Source organism: Mesorhizobium sp. SP-1A, assembly GCF_032460275.1.
Taxonomy (GTDB): domain Bacteria; phylum Pseudomonadota; class Alphaproteobacteria; order Rhizobiales; family Rhizobiaceae; genus Mesorhizobium.
In genome coordinates, this window is the sequence record NZ_JAVXZD010000002.1 from 68,010 (window position 1) to 87,068 (window position 19,059).

At 51.2% G+C, this 19,059-nt stretch carries 17 protein-coding genes; 9 read left to right on the forward strand and 8 right to left on the reverse strand.

Going from position 1 to position 19,059, the window contains the following annotated elements; translation table 11 throughout:
- Positions 1 to 533 precede the first annotated feature (533 nt).
- Complete coding sequence (locus QU595_RS08785; RefSeq protein ID WP_315920944.1) at positions 534 to 1,601, forward strand: hypothetical protein; 1,068 nt, start codon at positions 534 to 536, stop codon at positions 1,599 to 1,601.
- Between the two features lie 53 nt (positions 1,602 to 1,654).
- On the opposite strand, the gene QU595_RS08790 is transcribed toward QU595_RS08785, so the two are convergent.
- Positions 1,655 to 2,800: an NUDIX domain-containing protein gene (locus QU595_RS08790; protein WP_315920946.1), complete on the reverse strand. Its 1,146-nt coding sequence runs from the start codon at positions 2,798 to 2,800 to the stop codon at positions 1,655 to 1,657.
- Positions 2,801 to 2,910: 110 nt separating this feature from the next.
- On the opposite strand from QU595_RS08790, the gene QU595_RS08795 reads away from it, so the two are divergent.
- Entirely contained in the window at positions 2,911 to 3,291 is a 381-nt protein-coding gene (locus QU595_RS08795; RefSeq protein WP_315920948.1) for a hypothetical protein, read from the forward strand.
- Positions 3,292 to 3,311: 20 nt separating this feature from the next.
- Here QU595_RS08795 and QU595_RS08800 read toward each other — a convergent pair whose 3' ends face one another.
- Positions 3,312 to 4,535 (reverse strand): DNA cytosine methyltransferase, encoded by a 1,224-nt coding sequence (locus QU595_RS08800; RefSeq protein WP_315920950.1) that lies wholly within the window; start codon positions 4,533 to 4,535, stop codon positions 3,312 to 3,314.
- Between the two features lie 151 nt (positions 4,536 to 4,686).
- Between QU595_RS08800 and QU595_RS08805 the strand changes: the two genes are divergently transcribed.
- Positions 4,687 to 5,040: a hypothetical protein gene (locus QU595_RS08805; protein WP_315920952.1), complete on the forward strand. Its 354-nt coding sequence runs from the start codon at positions 4,687 to 4,689 to the stop codon at positions 5,038 to 5,040.
- A 71-nt stretch (positions 5,041 to 5,111) separates the two neighbouring features.
- Here the strand turns inward: QU595_RS08805 and QU595_RS08810 are convergent, their stop codons facing one another.
- Positions 5,112 to 7,007 carry a hypothetical protein gene (locus QU595_RS08810; RefSeq protein ID WP_315920954.1) on the reverse strand — a complete coding sequence of 632 codons (1,896 nt, stop codon included), beginning with the start codon at positions 7,005 to 7,007 and terminating at the stop codon, positions 5,112 to 5,114.
- Between the two features lie 138 nt (positions 7,008 to 7,145).
- On the opposite strand from QU595_RS08810, the gene QU595_RS08815 reads away from it, so the two are divergent.
- From QU595_RS08815 to QU595_RS08825, 3 genes are read left to right on the forward strand one after another with little or no spacing between them, the layout of a single operon-like run.
- Positions 7,146 to 8,027: a hypothetical protein gene (locus tag QU595_RS08815; RefSeq protein WP_315920956.1), complete on the forward strand. Its 882-nt coding sequence runs from the start codon at positions 7,146 to 7,148 to the stop codon at positions 8,025 to 8,027.
- Positions 8,028 to 8,036: 9 nt separating this feature from the next.
- Complete coding sequence (locus QU595_RS08820; protein ID WP_315920958.1) at positions 8,037 to 8,924, forward strand: hypothetical protein; 888 nt, start codon at positions 8,037 to 8,039, stop codon at positions 8,922 to 8,924.
- Positions 8,925 to 8,930: 6 nt separating this feature from the next.
- Positions 8,931 to 9,380, forward strand: coding sequence for a hypothetical protein (locus tag QU595_RS08825; RefSeq protein WP_315920960.1), 450 nt, complete (start codon positions 8,931 to 8,933; stop codon positions 9,378 to 9,380).
- Positions 9,381 to 9,433: 53 nt separating this feature from the next.
- On the opposite strand, the gene QU595_RS08830 is transcribed toward QU595_RS08825, so the two are convergent.
- The 4 genes from QU595_RS08830 to QU595_RS08845 all read right to left on the reverse strand — a co-directional run bounded on the left by QU595_RS08830 (position 9,434) and on the right by QU595_RS08845 (position 14,493).
- A complete protein-coding gene (locus QU595_RS08830) occupies positions 9,434 to 9,646 on the reverse strand; it encodes a cold-shock protein (protein ID WP_315920962.1) in 213 nt (70 codons plus the stop codon).
- 68 nt (positions 9,647 to 9,714) lie between these two features.
- A complete protein-coding gene (locus QU595_RS08835; RefSeq protein WP_315920964.1) occupies positions 9,715 to 10,638 on the reverse strand; it encodes a hypothetical protein in 924 nt (307 codons plus the stop codon).
- A gap of 124 nt (positions 10,639 to 10,762) precedes the next feature.
- The gene (locus tag QU595_RS08840) at positions 10,763 to 14,167 is read right to left on the reverse strand and encodes an acyl-[ACP]--phospholipid O-acyltransferase (RefSeq protein WP_315920966.1); all 3,405 of its coding nucleotides are present in this window, start codon (positions 14,165 to 14,167) and stop codon (positions 10,763 to 10,765) included.
- Positions 14,168 to 14,196: 29 nt separating this feature from the next.
- On the reverse strand, positions 14,197 to 14,493 hold the full coding sequence (locus tag QU595_RS08845) for a YiaA/YiaB family inner membrane protein (protein ID WP_315920968.1): 297 nt from the start codon (positions 14,491 to 14,493) through the stop codon (positions 14,197 to 14,199).
- A 136-nt stretch (positions 14,494 to 14,629) separates the two neighbouring features.
- Between QU595_RS08845 and QU595_RS08850 the strand changes: the two genes are divergently transcribed.
- The gene (locus QU595_RS08850; protein ID WP_315920970.1) at positions 14,630 to 15,253 is read left to right on the forward strand and encodes a TetR/AcrR family transcriptional regulator; all 624 of its coding nucleotides are present in this window, start codon (positions 14,630 to 14,632) and stop codon (positions 15,251 to 15,253) included.
- A 67-nt stretch (positions 15,254 to 15,320) separates the two neighbouring features.
- Here the strand turns inward: QU595_RS08850 and QU595_RS08855 are convergent, their stop codons facing one another.
- Entirely contained in the window at positions 15,321 to 15,887 is a 567-nt protein-coding gene (locus QU595_RS08855) for a hypothetical protein (protein WP_315920972.1), read from the reverse strand.
- Positions 15,888 to 16,207: 320 nt separating this feature from the next.
- Between QU595_RS08855 and QU595_RS08860 the strand changes: the two genes are divergently transcribed.
- Positions 16,208 to 18,205, forward strand: a complete 1,998-nt coding sequence (locus QU595_RS08860) for a hypothetical protein (protein ID WP_315920974.1) — start codon at positions 16,208 to 16,210, stop codon at positions 18,203 to 18,205.
- The gene (locus QU595_RS08865; protein ID WP_315920976.1) at positions 18,195 to 19,043 is read left to right on the forward strand and encodes a hypothetical protein; all 849 of its coding nucleotides are present in this window, start codon (positions 18,195 to 18,197) and stop codon (positions 19,041 to 19,043) included. The genes QU595_RS08860 and QU595_RS08865 overlap by 11 nt, the downstream gene beginning before the upstream one ends.
- Positions 19,044 to 19,059 lie beyond the last annotated feature (16 nt).

Here is a 19,059-nt window from a genome sequence, read left to right on the forward strand (position 1 = left end):
CCAATTGCTCCTGATTTGAAAACGGCATCATTCGCAAACTCGGTGTCTGGTGGAGCGACGCGCGAATTTACGGCATTAAAGGCGGTTGATCGCCTGAAAGAGCCTTTGGGTTTGGATGGATTGACCACCGCACTTGAGGGCGAGTTTTGGGTGTGCCTCCGGAATTCCCGTGTTTGGACCACGGAAGAGACTAGAAGCCCGCACCGTCGTTACTCAGCGGGACAATGAGTGTCCTGTGCACGTGCGTTTATGGGCAAGCCAAGAGATAATTTATGGCTTTGAAGAAATCAATGGGAAATAACGCTCAGAATGTAATTATTATCAAAAATTCTGAAGGGCTAAATGAGTATGGTTTTAGGCGATCATTTAGATATCGGGAACAGCTGGGATTGCTCGGTGAAGACCTCGTATCCGGTGAACGGCTTAAGATAATTGAAAGAGTGCACCTGTTTATGAAATAATTAAAATGCAAAATAGGTTGACACTCTTCCGAAATAAAACACATTATTGAAGCCGGAAATAATTCCTCAACATTGAAAGGCGGTGTCACCTTGAATAAATCGGGTGTCATGAAATTCTGCGGCCTTTTCGTCGCGGCGATGCTCGGCTCTTCGGGCCTTGTGAGTGCAGAAGTTATTTATCCACCAGGTGGTTCCAGTTATTCTGCGTGGCAGAGATACGTCAATAATTATAGTCAGGGAGGTCGAGCAACTCGGCCAGAGCCGACGCGTGAAGCTCGGCCGGATTTCACCAAGGGTTTGGGGAAGTCGACGATTGCTCGCCGCCCTGCCCCAGCACCTGTTCAGCGACAGGCAAGAGCTTCTGCTCAAGCTAGGACATCCGTTCAACGTATGGCGAAGTCTCCGCTATCAACGAAGCGTCCGTCCGTGCCGCAAGATTCAGTTCCAGTGGTGGCGAGCGCCCAGTTGCAAGCAGTTCCAACATCCAATCAAATTGAGTGGTTTCCCAATCGTGGAAAGCGAACGGGTATTTTCGCTGTAAATCAGGTTGCATCAACAGTTTCTGATTATGGTGACATCGCGTCGGTGACGCCTGCTCCAGAGCAGCTGGATGTTGTTGCCTCAAATGTCCGTCAGTCGCGTGGTCGGGTTGGATGTCAGCCAACGGTCCAGTTCCGCTACTCAGATCGCGGGTTCGTTGTGCGCCATGTCTCAAATCCTGCTTCTTCGTACAGCGGGCAGAACCGCTTCAAGGCCGCCTATCCGACGAGCTACGTTAATGCATACACGGCACCAAATCGGGCAAAGGTGAAGGCTTATCGGGAAGGTCGCGGTTGCAATGCAAGGATCGTTGCCGAGTGGTCGTGGATTGACCCGATGGAGATCGTGATGCGACCTCCGAATGGGGCTGATGACTGCGTTTATCGCCGTACGCTCGAACACGAGAAGGAGCATGTTCGAATTTATCAGCAGACACCTCGTGAGTACGAAGGTCGCATCAAGCAGATGCTGGCGAATTCTCGTAATCCTGAAGCGGATTATCGTGCGTTTTACAGCCAGCTTTTATCTGAGATGCAGCGTCGACACAACGCACTGGATAATTCTCACTTCGCGCATTCTCTACGAGGCTTATGCCGTTAAAACCAAAAAGGCCGCCCGATCACTCTGGCGGCCTTTTTGGTGGGACATGGAGATCACAATGTTGGTGCGACCGTCACTTCGTTCCTGAGCCGAGCCTCCTGAACTGTTTCAGGGTATTCGGTCACTCCCATGGCGCACAGGCCCGCGAAGTGGTCGAATGCCATCGACGAGGTCGTAAGCCCATGTTTCGACGCCCAGTTTGCCTTCTCGGCATCGTCCATGCCTTTAACCTTCGGTGTAACAGGCAGGTCGCCGAGGTCAAACCAGAATACGTTGGCGCGATAGTCCCCGCGAGGGTCGCGTGTTTTGGAGACAAAGGTGCGGGGAACGGTGTTCCTAGCCTTGGATTTCAGGAACTCCTCGGTAATAGGAACCCATTCTGCGTCATCAGTAGGCGTGTCGCCCGTGAGGACGTACGCCGGAACACGCATTTCGGTTTCCTCAAGCAGTTCGCGAACGGCTGCGGTCAAAGGGTCTTCGTTGGGGTCGAGCAAACCTCCAGGAGTCGCCAGCGTGTGACGGTAAGGTGGGTTCTTGCGAGAGATCAGCAGGACCTGATCGCCAATGGTGCAGATAGCATCCGCAGTGTAAAAAGGCCCCTTTCCAAAATTGGTCAGGATGAAGTGCTTGTCATTGCACTCATGTTGAAGCTCAGCGAATTCCTCCGTTCGTTTGAACGCATCGAGAAGGTCGCTATGGGCAGTGCCGTAGCCAATCGGCTCATCGGACAGAATGTAGTTGTCGAGAGCGGTGATCTGCTCGTCGATGTCCTTGATCTCGTCTTCGACATGAACCCATTCAGGTTTGGACTGCTTCGCGATTGCCATTTGGTAGCCTTGCACCGTCACCGGAATGTTCTTGTCGGCTTGAGCGGGTGAATCGAGCAGGTGCTCCAGCTCCTCGTCGATGGCCTGGAGGGCATAAGGGTAAGGCGTGGTGACGTAGAGCTGCGACGGAACGTCGACGATGCGGATGCGGTCATCATTCCAGAGATCGGAGAAAGCTGCCTTAATAAGGTCAGAGCGTTCTTCGAAAGTGAATGGTGTCACGATGCTGCGATGAACGTCGGCATCGGCAACCAGAAACATGATGATATCCGAATTTGAGGCAGCCTTTTCAACCGCTTCAATATGCTTAGGCGTAAGCCATTGGAAGTCGTCAGAGAGAACGTGAACTGATTTAACCGGATGTGTGGTCATGTGTTTTCCTTTTCGCAGTTCGGATATCAGATTTAAACGGAGAAATGAAGATGTTAATTGCATTTATCTGGTAATAATTAGAATGCGACTACAGAATTTTGGAGAAAGAAATGACTGAAGAGGCTGGTCCCTACGTGCTTGCGCAGGGGAAGGTGTTGTTTTCGACGCAATTGAACACGGTAGAAATTTGTGATGAGACCGACACGCTGGCGGTGCTCTATGATGTGAATGACGGAATCCTGCATAAGCACGGCGAGAAGTCGAAGGTGAGCATGGATCATGAACGCATGGTCAAGGCCTTTACATCTGGCGGATATTCAGAGTTCGCCAAGACCCTTGAACTCGTCGAATTCTCGATCACTCCAGAGACCATTGAAGAGCTAAATGCTTGCATTGGCACCACGGGGCGCGTGCTACGCTTCAAAGAGCGTTTGATGGATCTCGCAGAAGAGTCCGAGAATTTCCCAAAGCCTTTTGGTAGCATGCACTGAAAGCGCTCAATTGCGTTCTCTCATCGTCTTAAAGAGAGCGCAAAATTCGCGAAGAATGTCGCCAGCTTTGGTGGAACTGCATTGCCGACCATACGAGCGGTGTGCGTGATCGATTTTCCGATGAATTCGTAATCATCAGGAAAACTCTGCAGGGCGGCCGCTTCTCTAACGCTTAGAGCGCGCAGCTGCTTGGGGTCGTAGTGTCCATAGCGACCATTCGAAAAGCTGATGCACTTCGTCGTAATCGTTGGGGCATGTCTGTCGGGAGATAGCCGTGTGTACATGTCGCTGAAGCCGCTGGCGGAACGAGCCTTTGGGTCGGCCTTCGCCTTCTCACGAATTTTTAGATGGCAGTTCAGTGCAAAGGGCGTGTTGTCGTAGACATCGTTCTTGCCGCCTGGCTGGGCCAGCTTGAGGCGCTCGATATTGATCGGTTGCACCTTGGCTGTCTGGTGGTTCGGGATCGTTGGATGACGTTCACCAGCGGCGAGCGGAGGGAACTTGTCCAGCGTTTCCTTGACGGTCGGTCGACCAGCGCCCTCGTCCTCCTTTGGAAGTACCAGGCGGTCATCCTGTATGAAGGATTGGGCCGACTGTAGATCGGTGAAGTCCTTGTGGATCGCGATCATGATCGAGCGCTTGCGGCTCTGAGGAATGCCGTAATTCACGGTGTCTATGATGTCGGAGCCGACGATAAATCCGCGCTTCTCGATCTCGGCCATGAAGTGCTGCCAGACACCTCCGTACTTCTCAGCCTGAATGCCTGCTACGTTCTCGCAGAACAGGATTTGAGGCTTGAATTCGTCGATATAGGCAAGGCTCTGTGAAAGCAGGCCCTGATCACGGATGCGAGCTTCTGAGCGCTCATCAGATAGATCGATGCGGGTGACACCTGTGAATGGCTGACACGGCGCGCAGATGGAGAATAGCAGCGGGGTATCAGGAAATTTCGAGTTCGCGTCCGCGATAAGCGTGTTGAGTTCGGCAATAATTTCATGCCGCTGGCCGTCTGGATATTCGTCTTCCTGTGCAAAGATATCCTTCTGGATGAAAATAGCATTTGAGCCATCGGAATTGACGTTATTGTGCTCGAAGGTTTCCTTGGTTTCGCCCTCCTTGTCGATACCAGCGAGGACGTGGCCTCCGGCCTCGATTAATCCTCGCGCCGTGCCCCCTGCCCCGCAGAAGAAATCAACGGCAATGAATTTTGGGAAAATATCAGAATTTGAATGAGTGCGGGACACGGAATGAAACCTCTCGAATTATGGAATAAATCCGAGAGGAATGATGAGGGATTAAAAACCAGTCGTAAACATTAAATGAATAATTCCGTCCGCATAATTCGTAGACAAATATGTATGATCTATGATATTTCGAGTGAAAATGGAGAAGTGAATGTTCAATTCAGTTGTTATTACACATCCCGAATACGGGATTTTTGTTGGAGAAGGACTAGGCTTGGCCTTCTGGTCCAAGCTTGACGCTGTCGGGCAGAATTCCGCTGCGGTCTTCGAGAATGAAACGCAGGCTCGATCCTTCGTCGCTGACATCGCCGTCCCAGTCGCCAAGCAGTCGTTTAGCTATGTCCAGCTCGAAACCGAGGACGGTTATCATGCAAGTATTCCAGAACTGCAGGCGGCGGGACTTGGCGATCTGCTCGGCCATCTCGGTACTGGCGAGAATGTGGTCGGCATGAAGGTGAACGCGGAAGACCGAGAGGCCAACTACGGCCAGGTGGTTCGCGGATAGTTTTCCGCCTGGTTTTTCCCAAGGTCACAAACGAAAACATGGAAGGCGGGCGAGAAAGCCCGCTTTTTCGGCTATCCGACATCTGAGGTTGAAACGGTGTTCCGACATCTTTGAAGGATTTTCATTTCAGGAGTTGCCTCCTGGCGCTTGGCCAGCCCTTGGCCGTTACGACTAAGCTGAATCTTCTCGGCACGGCCGATCAATCCAGAAAGACCATGGCGCAGATAACCTGTGCCACCACAATCCCGCCAATGACGGGTGTAGGGTCTGCGACGTTTGGGTCGCGCAGACAACCTTTGCTCTTCATGAGCCTTTTTCAGTTCCTTGTTCACCTCGCTCCATTCCGACCATACATGCCTCGCGGGTTTGGTCTTTACGACCTTACCTTTTTCCTTCCTTACAGGTGGAGCAAGGGTGACATGTTCGGAGTTGTTGAGTGGGACGATGACCGACCCATCAACGTTGCGAGGTAGCCCCTCGGAAAGTTCCATAGCCCTGCGAGCGATGGAAACTGCGGCGGCGGTGTGGACGCTCAAACCATAACGGCGAGCAAACTTCACACGACCGATCAATGACGTGTAGGCGGGGTTCACCCGCCGATGTGCGACGCGGTTGCGTGCACAGGCTGACGCCAGGGCAGCGTCGAAACTGTTATAGGCGAGAGATGACAGCATACGGGCGTACTTCGCACCGTCATCAGCCTTCATCTCGCGCTTCTTCCGCACAAAGTCGAGCTTTTCGCTGATAACAGGCACGCCGAGACGTTGCGCCTCCATGGCGATCTCTTTTGCGACTTTGCGGATTAAGTCCTTCGCTTCACCACTGCTTAGGCCATACGTGTTGAGCGCAATTGTCCATGTCTGCACCGGATTCCCGAAGCGGTCGATATAGGCCAAAGCGATGTGGTTGGAGTTATAGTCAACGCCAATTGCCCCAATCTCAAAGTTAGGCTCGATCCACTCCAATTTATGATCGACAGTGACTGCGACTTTCCAGGACGTATCATCTTTGTGGAACAACACGGTGATTGGCTGTTTATTCGCCAAAGCCTCGCGGATGACGTCTGCACCGTGATTAAACGCCAGACCAGTAAATCGGATGATATGCAGCTTATTATTCAAGCGATGCTCTTGGGCGAGATGCTTTAGCTTCTCCGGCAGGCGCAACTCAAGATCAAACAACCCATCATCCCGGATAGACAATCTTGCAAAATCATTCCCATTTGGAGCTGCTGCATTTCCATCGAATTTGAACTGACTGTTTCTCGCCTCGCGCCAATCCATCAGCCATTCGTCATGATCAGCATAGCCATTTTCTGTGAGATTAAACTGAGCCTTAAACAGCTTCTTCGTGCCAAAACAGATTGAAGGATTGGCAAACACACCTTCTGCAACGAGCAGCTTATCACGCAAAATGCACAAATGGCGCTTGTTCTGATGAACCGAAAATTTCAAACCTTCCCGCTGGACCTTCAGCTTCCGCAGTGCCTTCAGCACCGTATAATATTCCTTGATGGAGCGTTTCAGCTTTTTGTCAGCGTCTCTATGTCCGGCATCTGCGGCGGTTTTAAACCTCGCGCAACGTTCTTCCCATAACGCCAGCTCGGTTGTAGCCTTTTTTGTAGTGACTTTGTTTTTACCAACAGATTTATTGCGCTTCGCAATATCCCCTTCTTTGGATTTGATCTTGCCCTTCAGCTCAACGATACGGTCTTTGGCCAACTCTCTGATCGAGGCGAGCTTGGCCAGCAACTGGCGATAAGCCATATTCAAATGAACGGAGCCAATTCCAAGTTCTTTATAGAGGGATTTATGCAAATCCCCTTTCCATTCACGTCCTGCTTTGAGCTTTGCATGAATAACGCGTTGGGCGTGGTTCATCACAGCAGCATATTGATCAAGCACGTTCGCGAGCGGAAGCGATTCTTCTGATCTTAAATCCAGACGTGTCTCAAAAGTTCTGATCAATGATTATCCCCAACTAGGAATAAATTCTAGCTATTCAAAAACCTTCCGTCAACCTCAGATGTCGGATAGCCGCTTTTTCTTTGGTGTGCCATGCTCTCTAAGGTATTATTTTGAATTAACAACCTGAGGACAGACGTCGTGAGCATAGAGCCATTAACTGACCAAGAAATTGAATTCCTGAAGGCCAATCCTGTTTTTGCACGTCATGCGATTGCAATAGCGGTACAGGCTGCCGAAACGCCTGTTTATCGCGGCAGCGGTGATCCGATGGATGTGGCGTCATTTCATCTTTCCAATTCGATGGCAAAAAGGTTGGGATACCTCAAGAAGAGATTGGTGGATCTTCATTCCTCGCATGCGGAGTCTGGTGGGTCCGTGGCGACGGTTACACCTGCCCTTCGTGAGAGGGCTGCAAAGCGACGGCAGGAGCGCATTAATGTCGTTCAGTCGCATATCGCTGGTCTCGAACGTAAGCTGGCGAACCTTCAGGCGGGAGCTACCGAAATGTTCCTGCCGCTTGGAGCTATCGTGCGCTTCAAGCGGCCTTGTAGTCACGCTCTGGCATTAGACAACGTCGACATGCCTGCAGAAGGGACAATCGGCGTTGTGACCGAACTCAAGCGCCAGGGTGATTTTGCTGTCGGTGTCGCGATATTCGATAACTACACCACTGAAAATGGCGTCTCCTGCCTGGCTGGTGATCGTTCATTCGAATCTTTTGCGGTCGATGCGGATATGTTGGACGTGGTCGAATACGCAAAGCTTCCTGATGGCTCCGAGTTCAAGGGTTTTGGTTATCTACCTACCTATGCTGATGCGCAGTCTTCTGATTTGAAGGACGGTCATATGGTACTCGCTACGGCAGGTCGCTATTTTAGTTTTGGTATCAAAACTGACGAATATGGGCGCGAACATGGAGTTGAAATAGTCTCCATCGATGACTCACTGTGGGGGAGTAAGTGGCTTGGTGATCCGATCACGTATGAGCCTGAAAACTCCACTTCAACGATGAAAATGTGAGGTGATGAGATGAGCAAACAGGAATTGACGGCCGCCGAGTTGGAGTGGGTGAAAAATAACCTGGATACTGTTCGCGCTATGATGAAAGGCGGAGCTACACCTGAAGCCATCGCTCAAGTCGTCAGGGAAACCGACCCGCTTGCGGTGGTAACTGCCCAGCTTCAGGGAAATGTCAGAAAGAAGATTGCTGAAATTGATAAAAAACTACGAGAGTATCGTGAGAAAAAAGCTCGCTATGAAAGTTACCTCGATGGTGATAGCGGGGATCTCAAAGAGATGGGGAAAGAATATTTGGCCGAAATGGCAGATGATGGTTTTGAGGCCAACGTCGCTGCTCATCTTGAAGCCCTAAATGAAAAGCTGGAGCAACTTGAGACAGACCCTGAACAGGTGTTCCTGCCTATTGGAACAATCGTTCGCATCATTGGAGTGCCTAAATATAAAGACGTGACCCGTCTGGGCGATGATCGCAAAAGCTATCCACTTGCAGGCTCGGTCGGTGTTGTGGTGAGTTTGCATAGCCGGAACGACCTGTCTATTGGTGTAGCTTTCCGTAGCGAATTCAAAGATGGCTGGGGAGATGCCTATTGTCCTGGTTATGATCGGGTGCCGACCTACCGTGTTGAGCGCGAAATGTTGGAGATTGTTGGCTATTCACTCCTGCCCGATGGGTCAGAATATAAGGGCTATGGCTACGAGCAGACGCACGAAAGGAAAGATGGAAACGAGGAAAGGCCTGAGATGATTCTTGAGGGGGCGGGTTACTTCTGGCGGCTTCATGACTTTGGAGGGACGCAAGGCATCGAACTTCTTCAAGCCCAAGACAATATGGAGGAATATTCGTGGATTGAAGGTCCGGTCGAGAAATATCAAACATCTCCGGTTCCAGGAATGTGAGGCGACATGAACAAGGATTTCTCAACCAGTATGCCTGTGTCATCAGATCCGAAGCGAGACGGTTTCTGGTTCTTTGATGATGGTCACGTGACCGCTCATTTTGAAGTGCTGGATTACGCGGGCGTGGCGCGTATTCATAGCTTCATGGCCAAGGACCTGAACCTGGTCGGTCAACGAACCGGAATCGGCAGAACGGCTGTCGCGGCATTTCGCGAAAACTTCGATTTTATCTGTGCCTGTGACGTTGGGGATGATGCCGATGGTGGCATTGCGCAGCATCCTTCTTTCCGATTCTGGCGGAAGATGCTTGAAGAAGGCTTGATCGACGAGATTATCGTCAACGGCTATAACAGGTGCATCGATCTCGAAATGCTGCAGGCAGGCCCAATAGAAACCGATTTGGGGACAATCTACCCTGATCCAGAGCAAGGCGAAGACGACACCTTTACTATGTAAAAAAGGCCTTGGAGTCTCAACGATCCAAGGCCTTTAGTGTTCGGTTGCAGTGATTAGACGCTCTTGATATTGATCGCTTTTGGGCCTTTGCCTGATCTGTCTGGTTCAACGTCGAATGACACCTGTTGTCCATCAACGAGCGTGTCCAACCCAGAGCGTTGCACAGCAGATATATGAACGAATACGTCCTTTCCGCCGTTGTTAGGGGTGATGAAGCCGAAGCCTTTCTCTCCGTTGAAGAATTTTACGGTCCCTGTCGTCGCCAAGTCAGTCTCTCCTTTAAAGGCGAAATTCCCTGGATTTATGGCATGACCGACGTTGAGAAGCAACGACCTCATATGGCGAGCTTGAGGTCTGAATTTTCTGACTGAAGTCGCAGTGTGCAAACTGAAGATGAGGACATTACCGCCTTCAACTCAGCTTCTGTTTTTAGGTGAAGCGTGCTGACATGGCTGAATTTTGCCTTGAAATTATCGAAGCCATCGTCAGTCCCAATGAAATAGACATGATCAATCTTGCGATCCTTCAGGCGTTCCAGAAATTGGGACGTCTGTCCTTCGCTTAAATAATTATCTGGAGAAACCAGAACTAGACCTGCTTTGCCCACAGGAACTGTGGGTGGAGCAGGCTCAGCAGGTTTTGGTTCGAGCGTTTTCAGACGGTCTTTGAGTGCAATTAGCTGAATGCGGAAGGTCTTGTCCTCGTACGCAGCTGGTCCCTTCGATGCCAATCGGAAAGCTTCATCCAGAACCGATATCTGAGCTGCAGTGAACTTGAGAGATCCTTGGAGTAGCGCGGATCGGACAGTCAGCAGCTTTGCCTTCTCGCGAGATGGGACGCCCTGTCGTGTGGAGATAGAATGCATGTTGTTCATGAATTTGCGGAATTTCGGCTTGGCGAACTTCAAAGCGCCCTTGATCGTGTCCAGCAGGGCATCTGCATGCGGTCCAATATGGGCCGGATCGGCTTCGCGGAAGGCCTTAATGGCGCAAACGGCATCGGCGAAACGTTGTGGTGTCGCCTGATCGCCATTAAGAGTGCCGTGCGATATGATGGCCTGCTCCATGGACATCTTGTTCGAGCGCTGCGCGAATTTCGGGTCGAGAATAGAGGTGCTCGGGGTCGCTGTTGAGCGTTTGACGTCGAAGCTGGAAACGTCGACTGGTTCGGCAGTGGCGATGATGCCCGTGCCAAAGCAATGGAAGCAGTCGGAGTTGGACCCTCTGCAGCGACACTTCATTACGCCATCGTTTTCCAATGTCCGAACTCCCATCAGGTTCGATCTCATGATCTGAGAATGATGGGCGGCGTTGCATTGAACCAGAAAAACGAAGGCCTCATCCAGTTTCCTGAATGAGGCCTTCGTTCACGATGCTGATCGCTTATCGGCTGGCAGTCAGTTCCTTGGCCAGATTGGTGACGCCGACAAAGTCGATCTTGCCGGAGCCGAGGACGGGAACCTTGGCGATGTGAACTTCAGCCGGAATCGAGAGTTCGGTAGCTCCCTTGCTCTTGGCGAACTGCTGGAAGGCTGTCTTGGTCGCGTCCTCGGCTTCCGTGATCAGGATCAGTTTTTCGCCTTTTCGCTCGTCCTTCAGTGCAGCGACCGCAGAAAGAGTGCCTGGCCAGAACTCGCCAGCGATTGCTTCGACGGCTGCCAGCGAGATCATTTCGCCACCGATCTTTGCGAAGCGCTTGGCGCGGCCGACAATGCGGATGAAGCCTTCTGGATCGATTGTGACGATGTCGCCAGTGTCATGCCAGCCGTCCTCTGTTGGGATCAGGATGCCTGGTGTCTCGGCCTTCATATAGCCAGCCATGATATTCGGCCCTTTGATGAAGAGACGACCGCCTTCCGTGACACCGGGAACTGCTTCCAGACGGGTCTCCATACCCGGCATGATTTTGCCAACGGTTCCAGAGTGGTTGTACATCGGCGTGTTCAGGGCAACGACAGGTGCAGCTTCGGTGACGCCGTAACCTTCCAGAATGCGGATGCCGAACTTTTCCAGATAGGTCTCGCGGGTCGATGCCTTTACGGGTTCCGCTCCAGCGAAGCAGTAGCGGATCGAACGAAGGTCATATGGATGGGCCGAGCGGGCATATCCGGACAGGAAGGTATCGGTGCCGAAGATGATCGTGGCGTTGGAGCCGTAGATCAGCTCAGGAATAATCCTGTAGTGAAGTGGCGACGGATAGAGGTAGACAGGAACGCCCGATACCAGCGGCAGGACCAATCCAGCGGTAAGGCCGAAGGAGTGGAAGAGCGGCAGGACGTTGAATACCTTGTCTCCCGTGTTGAAGTCGATGCGCGCAGCGGCCTGAACAGCGTTCGCCAGCACGTTTCTATGGGTGAGAACGACGCCCTTTGGAGTGCCTTCCGAACCAGACGTGAAGAGGATCACAGCAGGCCTGTCGGCCGACACCTGAACTAAAGGTTTCGTTTTAGTCAGCAAAGCCTTGATTTTATCAAGAGTTGTGACTGTTTCGCGAACGTCATCGAGATAGACAATTTGGACGGATTTGGTCAGTTCGTCGACCAACGTGTCGAGCTTGGCCTGCTTGATGAAAGCGCGTGATGTCAGGATCGTTTTGACCTCAGCAGCAGTGCATGCAGCCAGAATGTTCGCAACGCCTGCCGTGAAGTTGATCATGGCCGGAAGCTTGCCAGCGCTCATGACGCCGAGAAGAGTCGCTGCGGCACCATTGGCGTTTGGAAGCATGACTCCAAGCGTTTGCTCGTTCGGGAACATGGCCAGGAACTTGCGGCCAAGGACCGATGCGCCAGTCAGCAACTTGCCGTATGACAGAGAGCCAGTAACCGGATCTTGGACCGCGACTTTGCCCATGCCGTGGGCTTTGCCCTGCTTGATGATCTGCTCAAGGATCGTGTCGTCGCTCAGGCTAGTCTTGAACACGAGGTCGGACATGATTGAGTAGAGTGCGTTGCCAGCAGTATTGCGACGGTTTCGTCCCCTAAGGTCAGGATCGATCTCCAGCTTGACTGGTTCGAGGATCGTGACCTTCACTTTCGGGAAAAGCGTCTTTTTGATCTGTGAAGATTTAAGGCGAGAGAAGAACGAGCGTTCAAGGCCTTCGATACGAATGGGGACAATTTTTGAGCCTGTCTTGTCGGCAACCATGGCAGAGCCTGAATATACCTTCATAAGGCTTCCGGTGACCGTAATTCGGCCTTCGGGGAAGATGACTAGCGGGTCGCCGCCTTCTACTGCTCGTATGAGCGTGCGGGTTGCCATTGGCTTTGATGGGTCGAGTGGCATTGCACGGCAGAATTTGAGGAACGGCTTTACCCACCAGCGTTTGGCGATGTTGTAGTCGATGGCGAAGACTGGTTCGCGTTCTGTCAGGGCAAGTGCCAGCGGGCCGTCCAGGAATGAAACGTGGTTGAGAGCAAGGATTGGGCGCTCGCCAGCCTTATCCAGATTCTCGGCTCCCACGATCTCAAGGCGATGGAATGCGCGGAACAGGATCGTAATGAAGTCGCGGAAGATGTTGGTCGGCAGATAGCGGACCATCAGGCCAGTAGCCACGATGGAGGCCACGCCAAGGCTAATGCAGATGACGGTGATGGAAGCACCAGCCGACTGAAAGACCGCTGTGAGGCCGCCGCCCAACGTCATGAAAGCTGCGGAGATAACGTTAGCGGCCGCAACCATGCGAGCACGACGATCAGCGGGTGCCCACGCCTGCAGAGCGGCAAAGGTCGGAACTACGATCATCGCACCGAAGAAGGCCATGCCAGCGAGGTCGATAGCGATGCGGATGGAACCTTCCTGCGTCATGAACTCGTAGAGACTTGCGGTTGCGACTGACGTCGCGGTCGAGGCAGTGATGCCGAGGTCAATCGCGAACAGGCCAGCAATCAGCGAGCCAACAGGCGCTGGAAGCAGAACAATGCGGCCCGAGACCATCCATGCCGCCACGGCAGACCCAAGGGCTACAGCGACCGCGAAGATTGCCAGATAGGACGAGATTGCCAGCTCAGAACCGCCGAGGTTGGTTGTGATGAGGGTCGGCAGAACTGCAAGCGCGATGGAGCCAACAAGCCAGAACCAGGAAACCATCAGGGCGGTGACCAGAAGGCGCTTGTCGCTATTGAGTTCCTTGACCAGCATCCATGTCGAGCGTGCAAAGTTTTTGTCGATCTGAAGCGAAGGTGCAGCACGGCCTGTCTTCGGGATGTAGAGGCTGGCGACGTAACAGAGGACCGATAGGCCCATGATCAGAACCGAGAAAACAAATACGCCTGTTGAGCCTGTCGTGAATGCAGTGCCTGCCGCAATTGTGCCGCCAAGGATCGCCGCGAACGTCGCACCCTCAATCCATGCATTCGCCTTCGCAAGGTCTTTGCGTGGTAGAAGGTCAGGAAGGATGCCGTATTTGATTGGCCCGAATAATGCTGACCCAACTCCGAACAGGAATAATGCGGTCATCAAAATCGGGATAGAGTGAAAATAAAAACCAGTAACCGAAACTGCGGCAGATGCGATTTCTGCCAGTTTCAGATTTTTGGTCATCGTGGCTTTGTCGAATTTGTCGGCCATCTCCCCGCCGAGAGCCGAGAGGAGTAAGAAAGGAGCCATAAAAATGGCCCCTGATAGAGTGATGAGTGCAGCAGCGGACGATGCGTCCAGGCCGGAGCTTGCAACTTGAAACAGGATCAGGAACACCAGCGTGTTCTTGAGGAAGTTGTCATTAAATGCCGCCAACGCCTGCGTAAGGAATAAAGGGGCAAATTGACGGGATGTGATGAATTTCTGAGACATTTTGGCGTTCCTTGATCCGTTTTGCGCTCTTAGATCTTCAGTTTGTTTGTGTCAGACAAGAGCTTCTCATTCTTGGCGTCTTCGATCTTGTTGTAAATCTTCTTGCCTTCTTCGATATCGCGGATGGTTTTGGTCAGGCTAATTGCGTTCTGAACCATCATCAGGATACCCATGGCTAGGAAGCCCTTAATCCAAACGTTGACTGGAAGGTTGTAGACGCCAAGTGCGACAAGCAGAGTTGATATGCCGAAGCTGCCGACGACGAAGCCGACCCATGCGTTCGAGTGCTTGTTGATGGTTGGCTGCTGAAAATACTGGTTGCTCATTTTAATTCCCCTCGGTGTTGGTTCGCGTTGAATAAAGAAATTGAACACCGTTCATTTTTAAGGTAATAAATAAAAATACGCCGATCAAATGAAAAATGAACAGTGTTCAATTTTTTCATAGAGAAGGAATTTTGAAATGGCAGAATTGAAATCAAAGGCCCTGAAAAATAAGGAAAATAGGGCTGAAAAATTGCTTGATGAAGCTTGCGCGATTATCGCCGATCAAGGTTTGTCGGCGCTTTCAGCTCGTGTGTTGGCCGATAAAATCGGCTGTTCAGTAGGTTCGATTTATAACGTGTATCACGATCTCGATGATCTGATCATGCGCGCAAATTCGCGAACGCTTGTTGATCTCGGAATGGCGCTGACTTTGACCCAGTCCATTGTCTTGCGAGATGATCCGCTTAAACGTCTTTTGACGGCAGCGCGCATCTATCTCGACTTCTGCCAGGCCAATCCTCGTCGTTGGGCAGCCATTTTCGAGCACCTTCTAGAAGAAGGCAGAGATATCCCAGACTGGCACCTGGAGGATCACTATCGCCTCTTTACGTTCATCAAGGAGCCGATTGCCGACCTCAAGGCCGACATGTCTGATGAGGAGCTGACGATCCTTGCTCGTAGCCTGTTCTCAGGCGTGCACGGGATCATCTCCCTTGGCCGCCAGATTCGTTTGAAGCCGTTGTCTCATGAGGTTATCTGGCAACAAGTCGAATTGATCGTGACGTCGTTTGTGAAGGGCTTTGCAGACGAAGGCGTGTGATTTAGCACCCTGCCCTGATATCCAGGACATGAAAAGGCGCTGAGATCTCCCAACAGCGCCTTTTCTATTAGAAACCGACAGCCATCCCGTTGCGTTCCTCAATGAGCCGATTGTGTTCGGCAATCAGTTCTAGGAACTCTCTCTCCCGCCGCGCTTCAAGCTTGCTCGATGGGAACCAGCCGTCATTCAGCTGCCGAGGAATCTTGATGAAATAGCGAGGTTGAGGGAGGCTTGTGCGGACGAGCACTGATCGGAAGTGTCGTGTCCCCTCGACAACCTGCATGTCTCGATCCCAGCCGAGAGACTTCTTGAAGGCGGCATCATTCGGAAGACGCGGAGCGGTCTCGAACTTGGCGTAAAGCTCCTTGCCTGCCCTTGTGTTTCTGCGAGGTACAGCTGCGTACAAGTCGCCTGCAATTGTCGCATCGAGAATGCGCCAATTCTGATCGGGCTGTTCACCGAATGAGATGGCGTCAACGCGTCCGAACCAATCGATGAGGCAATCTACTCCACCGAGTTCGACCGCGACTGCGCGCTGCGCGTCTGCGGCAGCATCGTACTCAGCGTAGAAGGCGCGAGCGCTTTCGGCACCTTCATCGACGATCTCGTAGATTTCGGTAAGGACTTTGTCCATCAGGCAATCACCATTTCTTTGGGCTTGGGTCCAACAACGCATTTAATTCCCTTAAACGGACTGCTGATCACATGCATACCCGTCCATCCGCTGAAAAATGAAGAAAATAACCGCGATATGCAACCAAAAATGCCAGACATTCATAAAATAATTGCAAAAAAATAAAAAATAACAGAAAACGTAATGTTATCAAGGGCTTAAATATAGCGTAAATAAAGAACAAAATATGTTTACAATTAAGGATTAATAGGATAATACTCCTCTTGAATGTCCTTAAAAGCAACAGAGTTTTTGAGTGACTGCTATTTAAAGGAGGTAGTATGAACCAGAGGGAAAGTATTTGGGCGTCAGCTCAGGATACGGCTGGTGAGTGGAAGGGTCACAACGACTCTGGCATTGAAATGTTTGCTGGTAATCCGATGCGATATGCAGCGGGCGAACTCTCTCAAAATACGAAGGATGCTGGTACTAATCTCGGCAAAATTGTCCGTCTTAAGTACGAATGCATCGATGTTCCACTTGACGACATTCCGAATATCGACGGTTTCCGTGAGATTATTCAAGCGTGCGTCGATTCCGATACGGACAACAATCCAAAAGCCAAGCAGTTTTATGACAAGGCTCTGGATTTGCTGTCTGGGGAGACAATCCCTGTTCTTCTCGTTTCTGACTACAATACAAAGGGTCTGCGCGGGCCTTGTGAACGCAATAATCCCTATTACACCTATATGAAAACGGTCGGCTCCTCTCAAAAGGACAATGAAACCGCTTCTGGGTCTTTCGGCATCGGCAAGGCGGCTCCGTTCCTGCTTTCTGATTTCCGTGCCATTATGGTATCGACGGTTTATCCTGAAGGGGGCGTTCCAGGTGCAGAGTTGAAGTCGTTGGTTCAGGGGAAAAGCGTTCTATCCTATTACGAGCTTAACGGTCACACTCACACAAACAGCGTTTATTGGGGTAATCCAGATGGTTTCATGCCTATCTCTAGTGACAGTCCAGATGTTCCTTGGTTCATGAAGCGTTTTGAAGGTGCTCCAACCGAAGACGACGTTGGTACCACGATTGCTGTTCTTGGCTTCAACAAGGTTGAGGGTTGGGAAAAGCTCATCATCGCCTACAGTCTTCAGACGCTGTTTCCAGCAATCCACAGCGAAGAAATGATTGTTGAAGTCGGCGACATTGTGATCAGCAAGGAAACTCTAAGTGACTTGTTTGATGACGAGGAAATTTCTCTCGCTGTGGAAAATAGCGGTGAATCTTCGGAAGACTATTTAACCGCACGAGCGGGCCATATGGCTCTCGCTGCATGCGCTGGTGACGTGATGCCTGCACATGGCGAGTGGGCTGTGGTCTGTGAGGAAGTGCCAGGTCTGGGTGAAGTCAGTTTGAAGCTGCTGGTTCAGGATGAACTACCGCAAAAGGTGATTATTGTCCGAAATGGCATGTTCATTACTGCAAATCTTGATGGCTTGCGTCAGTTCCGTTCTCTACAGGAATTCGCGTGCGTCGTGAATTTTGAAGACAAGGCTGGAAGTGAGGTTATGCGTAGCATGGAACCCCCTGCTCACGATAATTTCGAAGCCTCTCGACACATCCACGGCGTTAAGGAGGGTGAGAAAATTCTGAAGAACCTCTCTGGGTTCGTTCGTGAAAAGCTCCGTCTGTTTGCTGCACCACCAACTTGCGAGGATACCAATCTTACCGAGCTTAGCGAGTTCCTTGCTGACGAGAGCGCGGCCGATAAGGACGGTGGTGAAGGCGAAGTCAATCCAATGGGTGTTTTGAAGATTTCAGACGTCTTTACAATTGATAGCGTCTCAGGTCGCCGAAAAGGTAAAATTTCAACTGGTAAGTTTGGCGGTAAAAAGGCCGTTGCTGGTGGCGACGTCCATGAACGGAGCAACCCAGAAAACCTTGGTGGTGACGGCAGTTCTTCTGCCGTTGGCGAAAAGTCTGAAGGTGGTGGTTTGAACTCGCAGTCGAATGGCGAAGAGGGCGAAGGCGAAAGGCTTGTGGAAGGAAACGGCGAGGGTAAGAAGGTCGTGAGCCTGACGCTCGGTACCTGTAAGGGTATCCAGATCGCTCCGAATCGCTATCGATTGATCTTCGCGGCTCCTGTCGTCGGTCAGGTGCGATTTGAGTTTGAGCGAATTGGTTACGGCACAAACCTCGCTATCGCTGCTGTTGCCACCAACAAAGGCGAGATCATTGACGGTAAGCTGGTTATCAATGCCGAAGAGAATGCAAAGGAAATCGTCGACGTAGATTTCGTTGCGAATTTCCGGGGTGGATTGAAGGTAAAAGCACATGCGATTTGAAAATCAGGTTATCTACTCTTATCCGGTTCTTCGCCCTGATGCCGAAGACTACAAAAAGGGCGAGTTTAACGTAGAGGTCATTCCGAGCGAATGTGATCCTGCTTCTGTGGATCGCGGGAATGTCAAACTGAGTATTCGCTACGAACTGACCGAATACGCAATTGCGCGTCTCGTTGACGAAGGTAAGGCTCGCGTTGGCGTTATTGTGCGTTGCCGCGAAACTATGAAGACCTGGAACTTCTACGTCGACAAGAAGGGCGGGGAGTTCATCATCCCTGCTTCCAATATCAAGGACGAAATCGTTGTGAATGCGATGGTTATTGTTTCTGAAGACGTTTACGGATTTACAAGTCGCAACTTTTCGGATGACTATCAGGGCTTTGCATTTGATCTCAAAAGCGGTGACATGCTGGCTTATGAGACAGAGATTGAGTTCACGGTGGGGCGTGACTCATTCAAAAAGCTGGATTCCGTCTTCGAGATCAATTCATCTGACAATCTCGATGCTTATGAGATGGACGTGATGACTGAAGACCACCACGTAAAAATTCTGGTGTCCAAAGTCGTCTATGACAAAATCCAGCGTGTTCGAGGTAAAAACTCTGCTGCCGACAAGGCCGTGCTTTTGAATTCGATCTACATGACCGCTGTTCATGTGGCAATCGATTATCTCAAGCAGAATCCAAACTCGGATTTGGCGTGGGCGAATGTCATTCGAAATAATTGCTCATCGCGGCGAATTAATCTTGAAGCAGAAAGTGCGCACCGCATCGCCCAGATGATCCTGCGCTATCCGTTGGGATCGCTCATTGAGCGTGTATTTAAGGAGGAGGATTGATTAATATGAAGTGCTA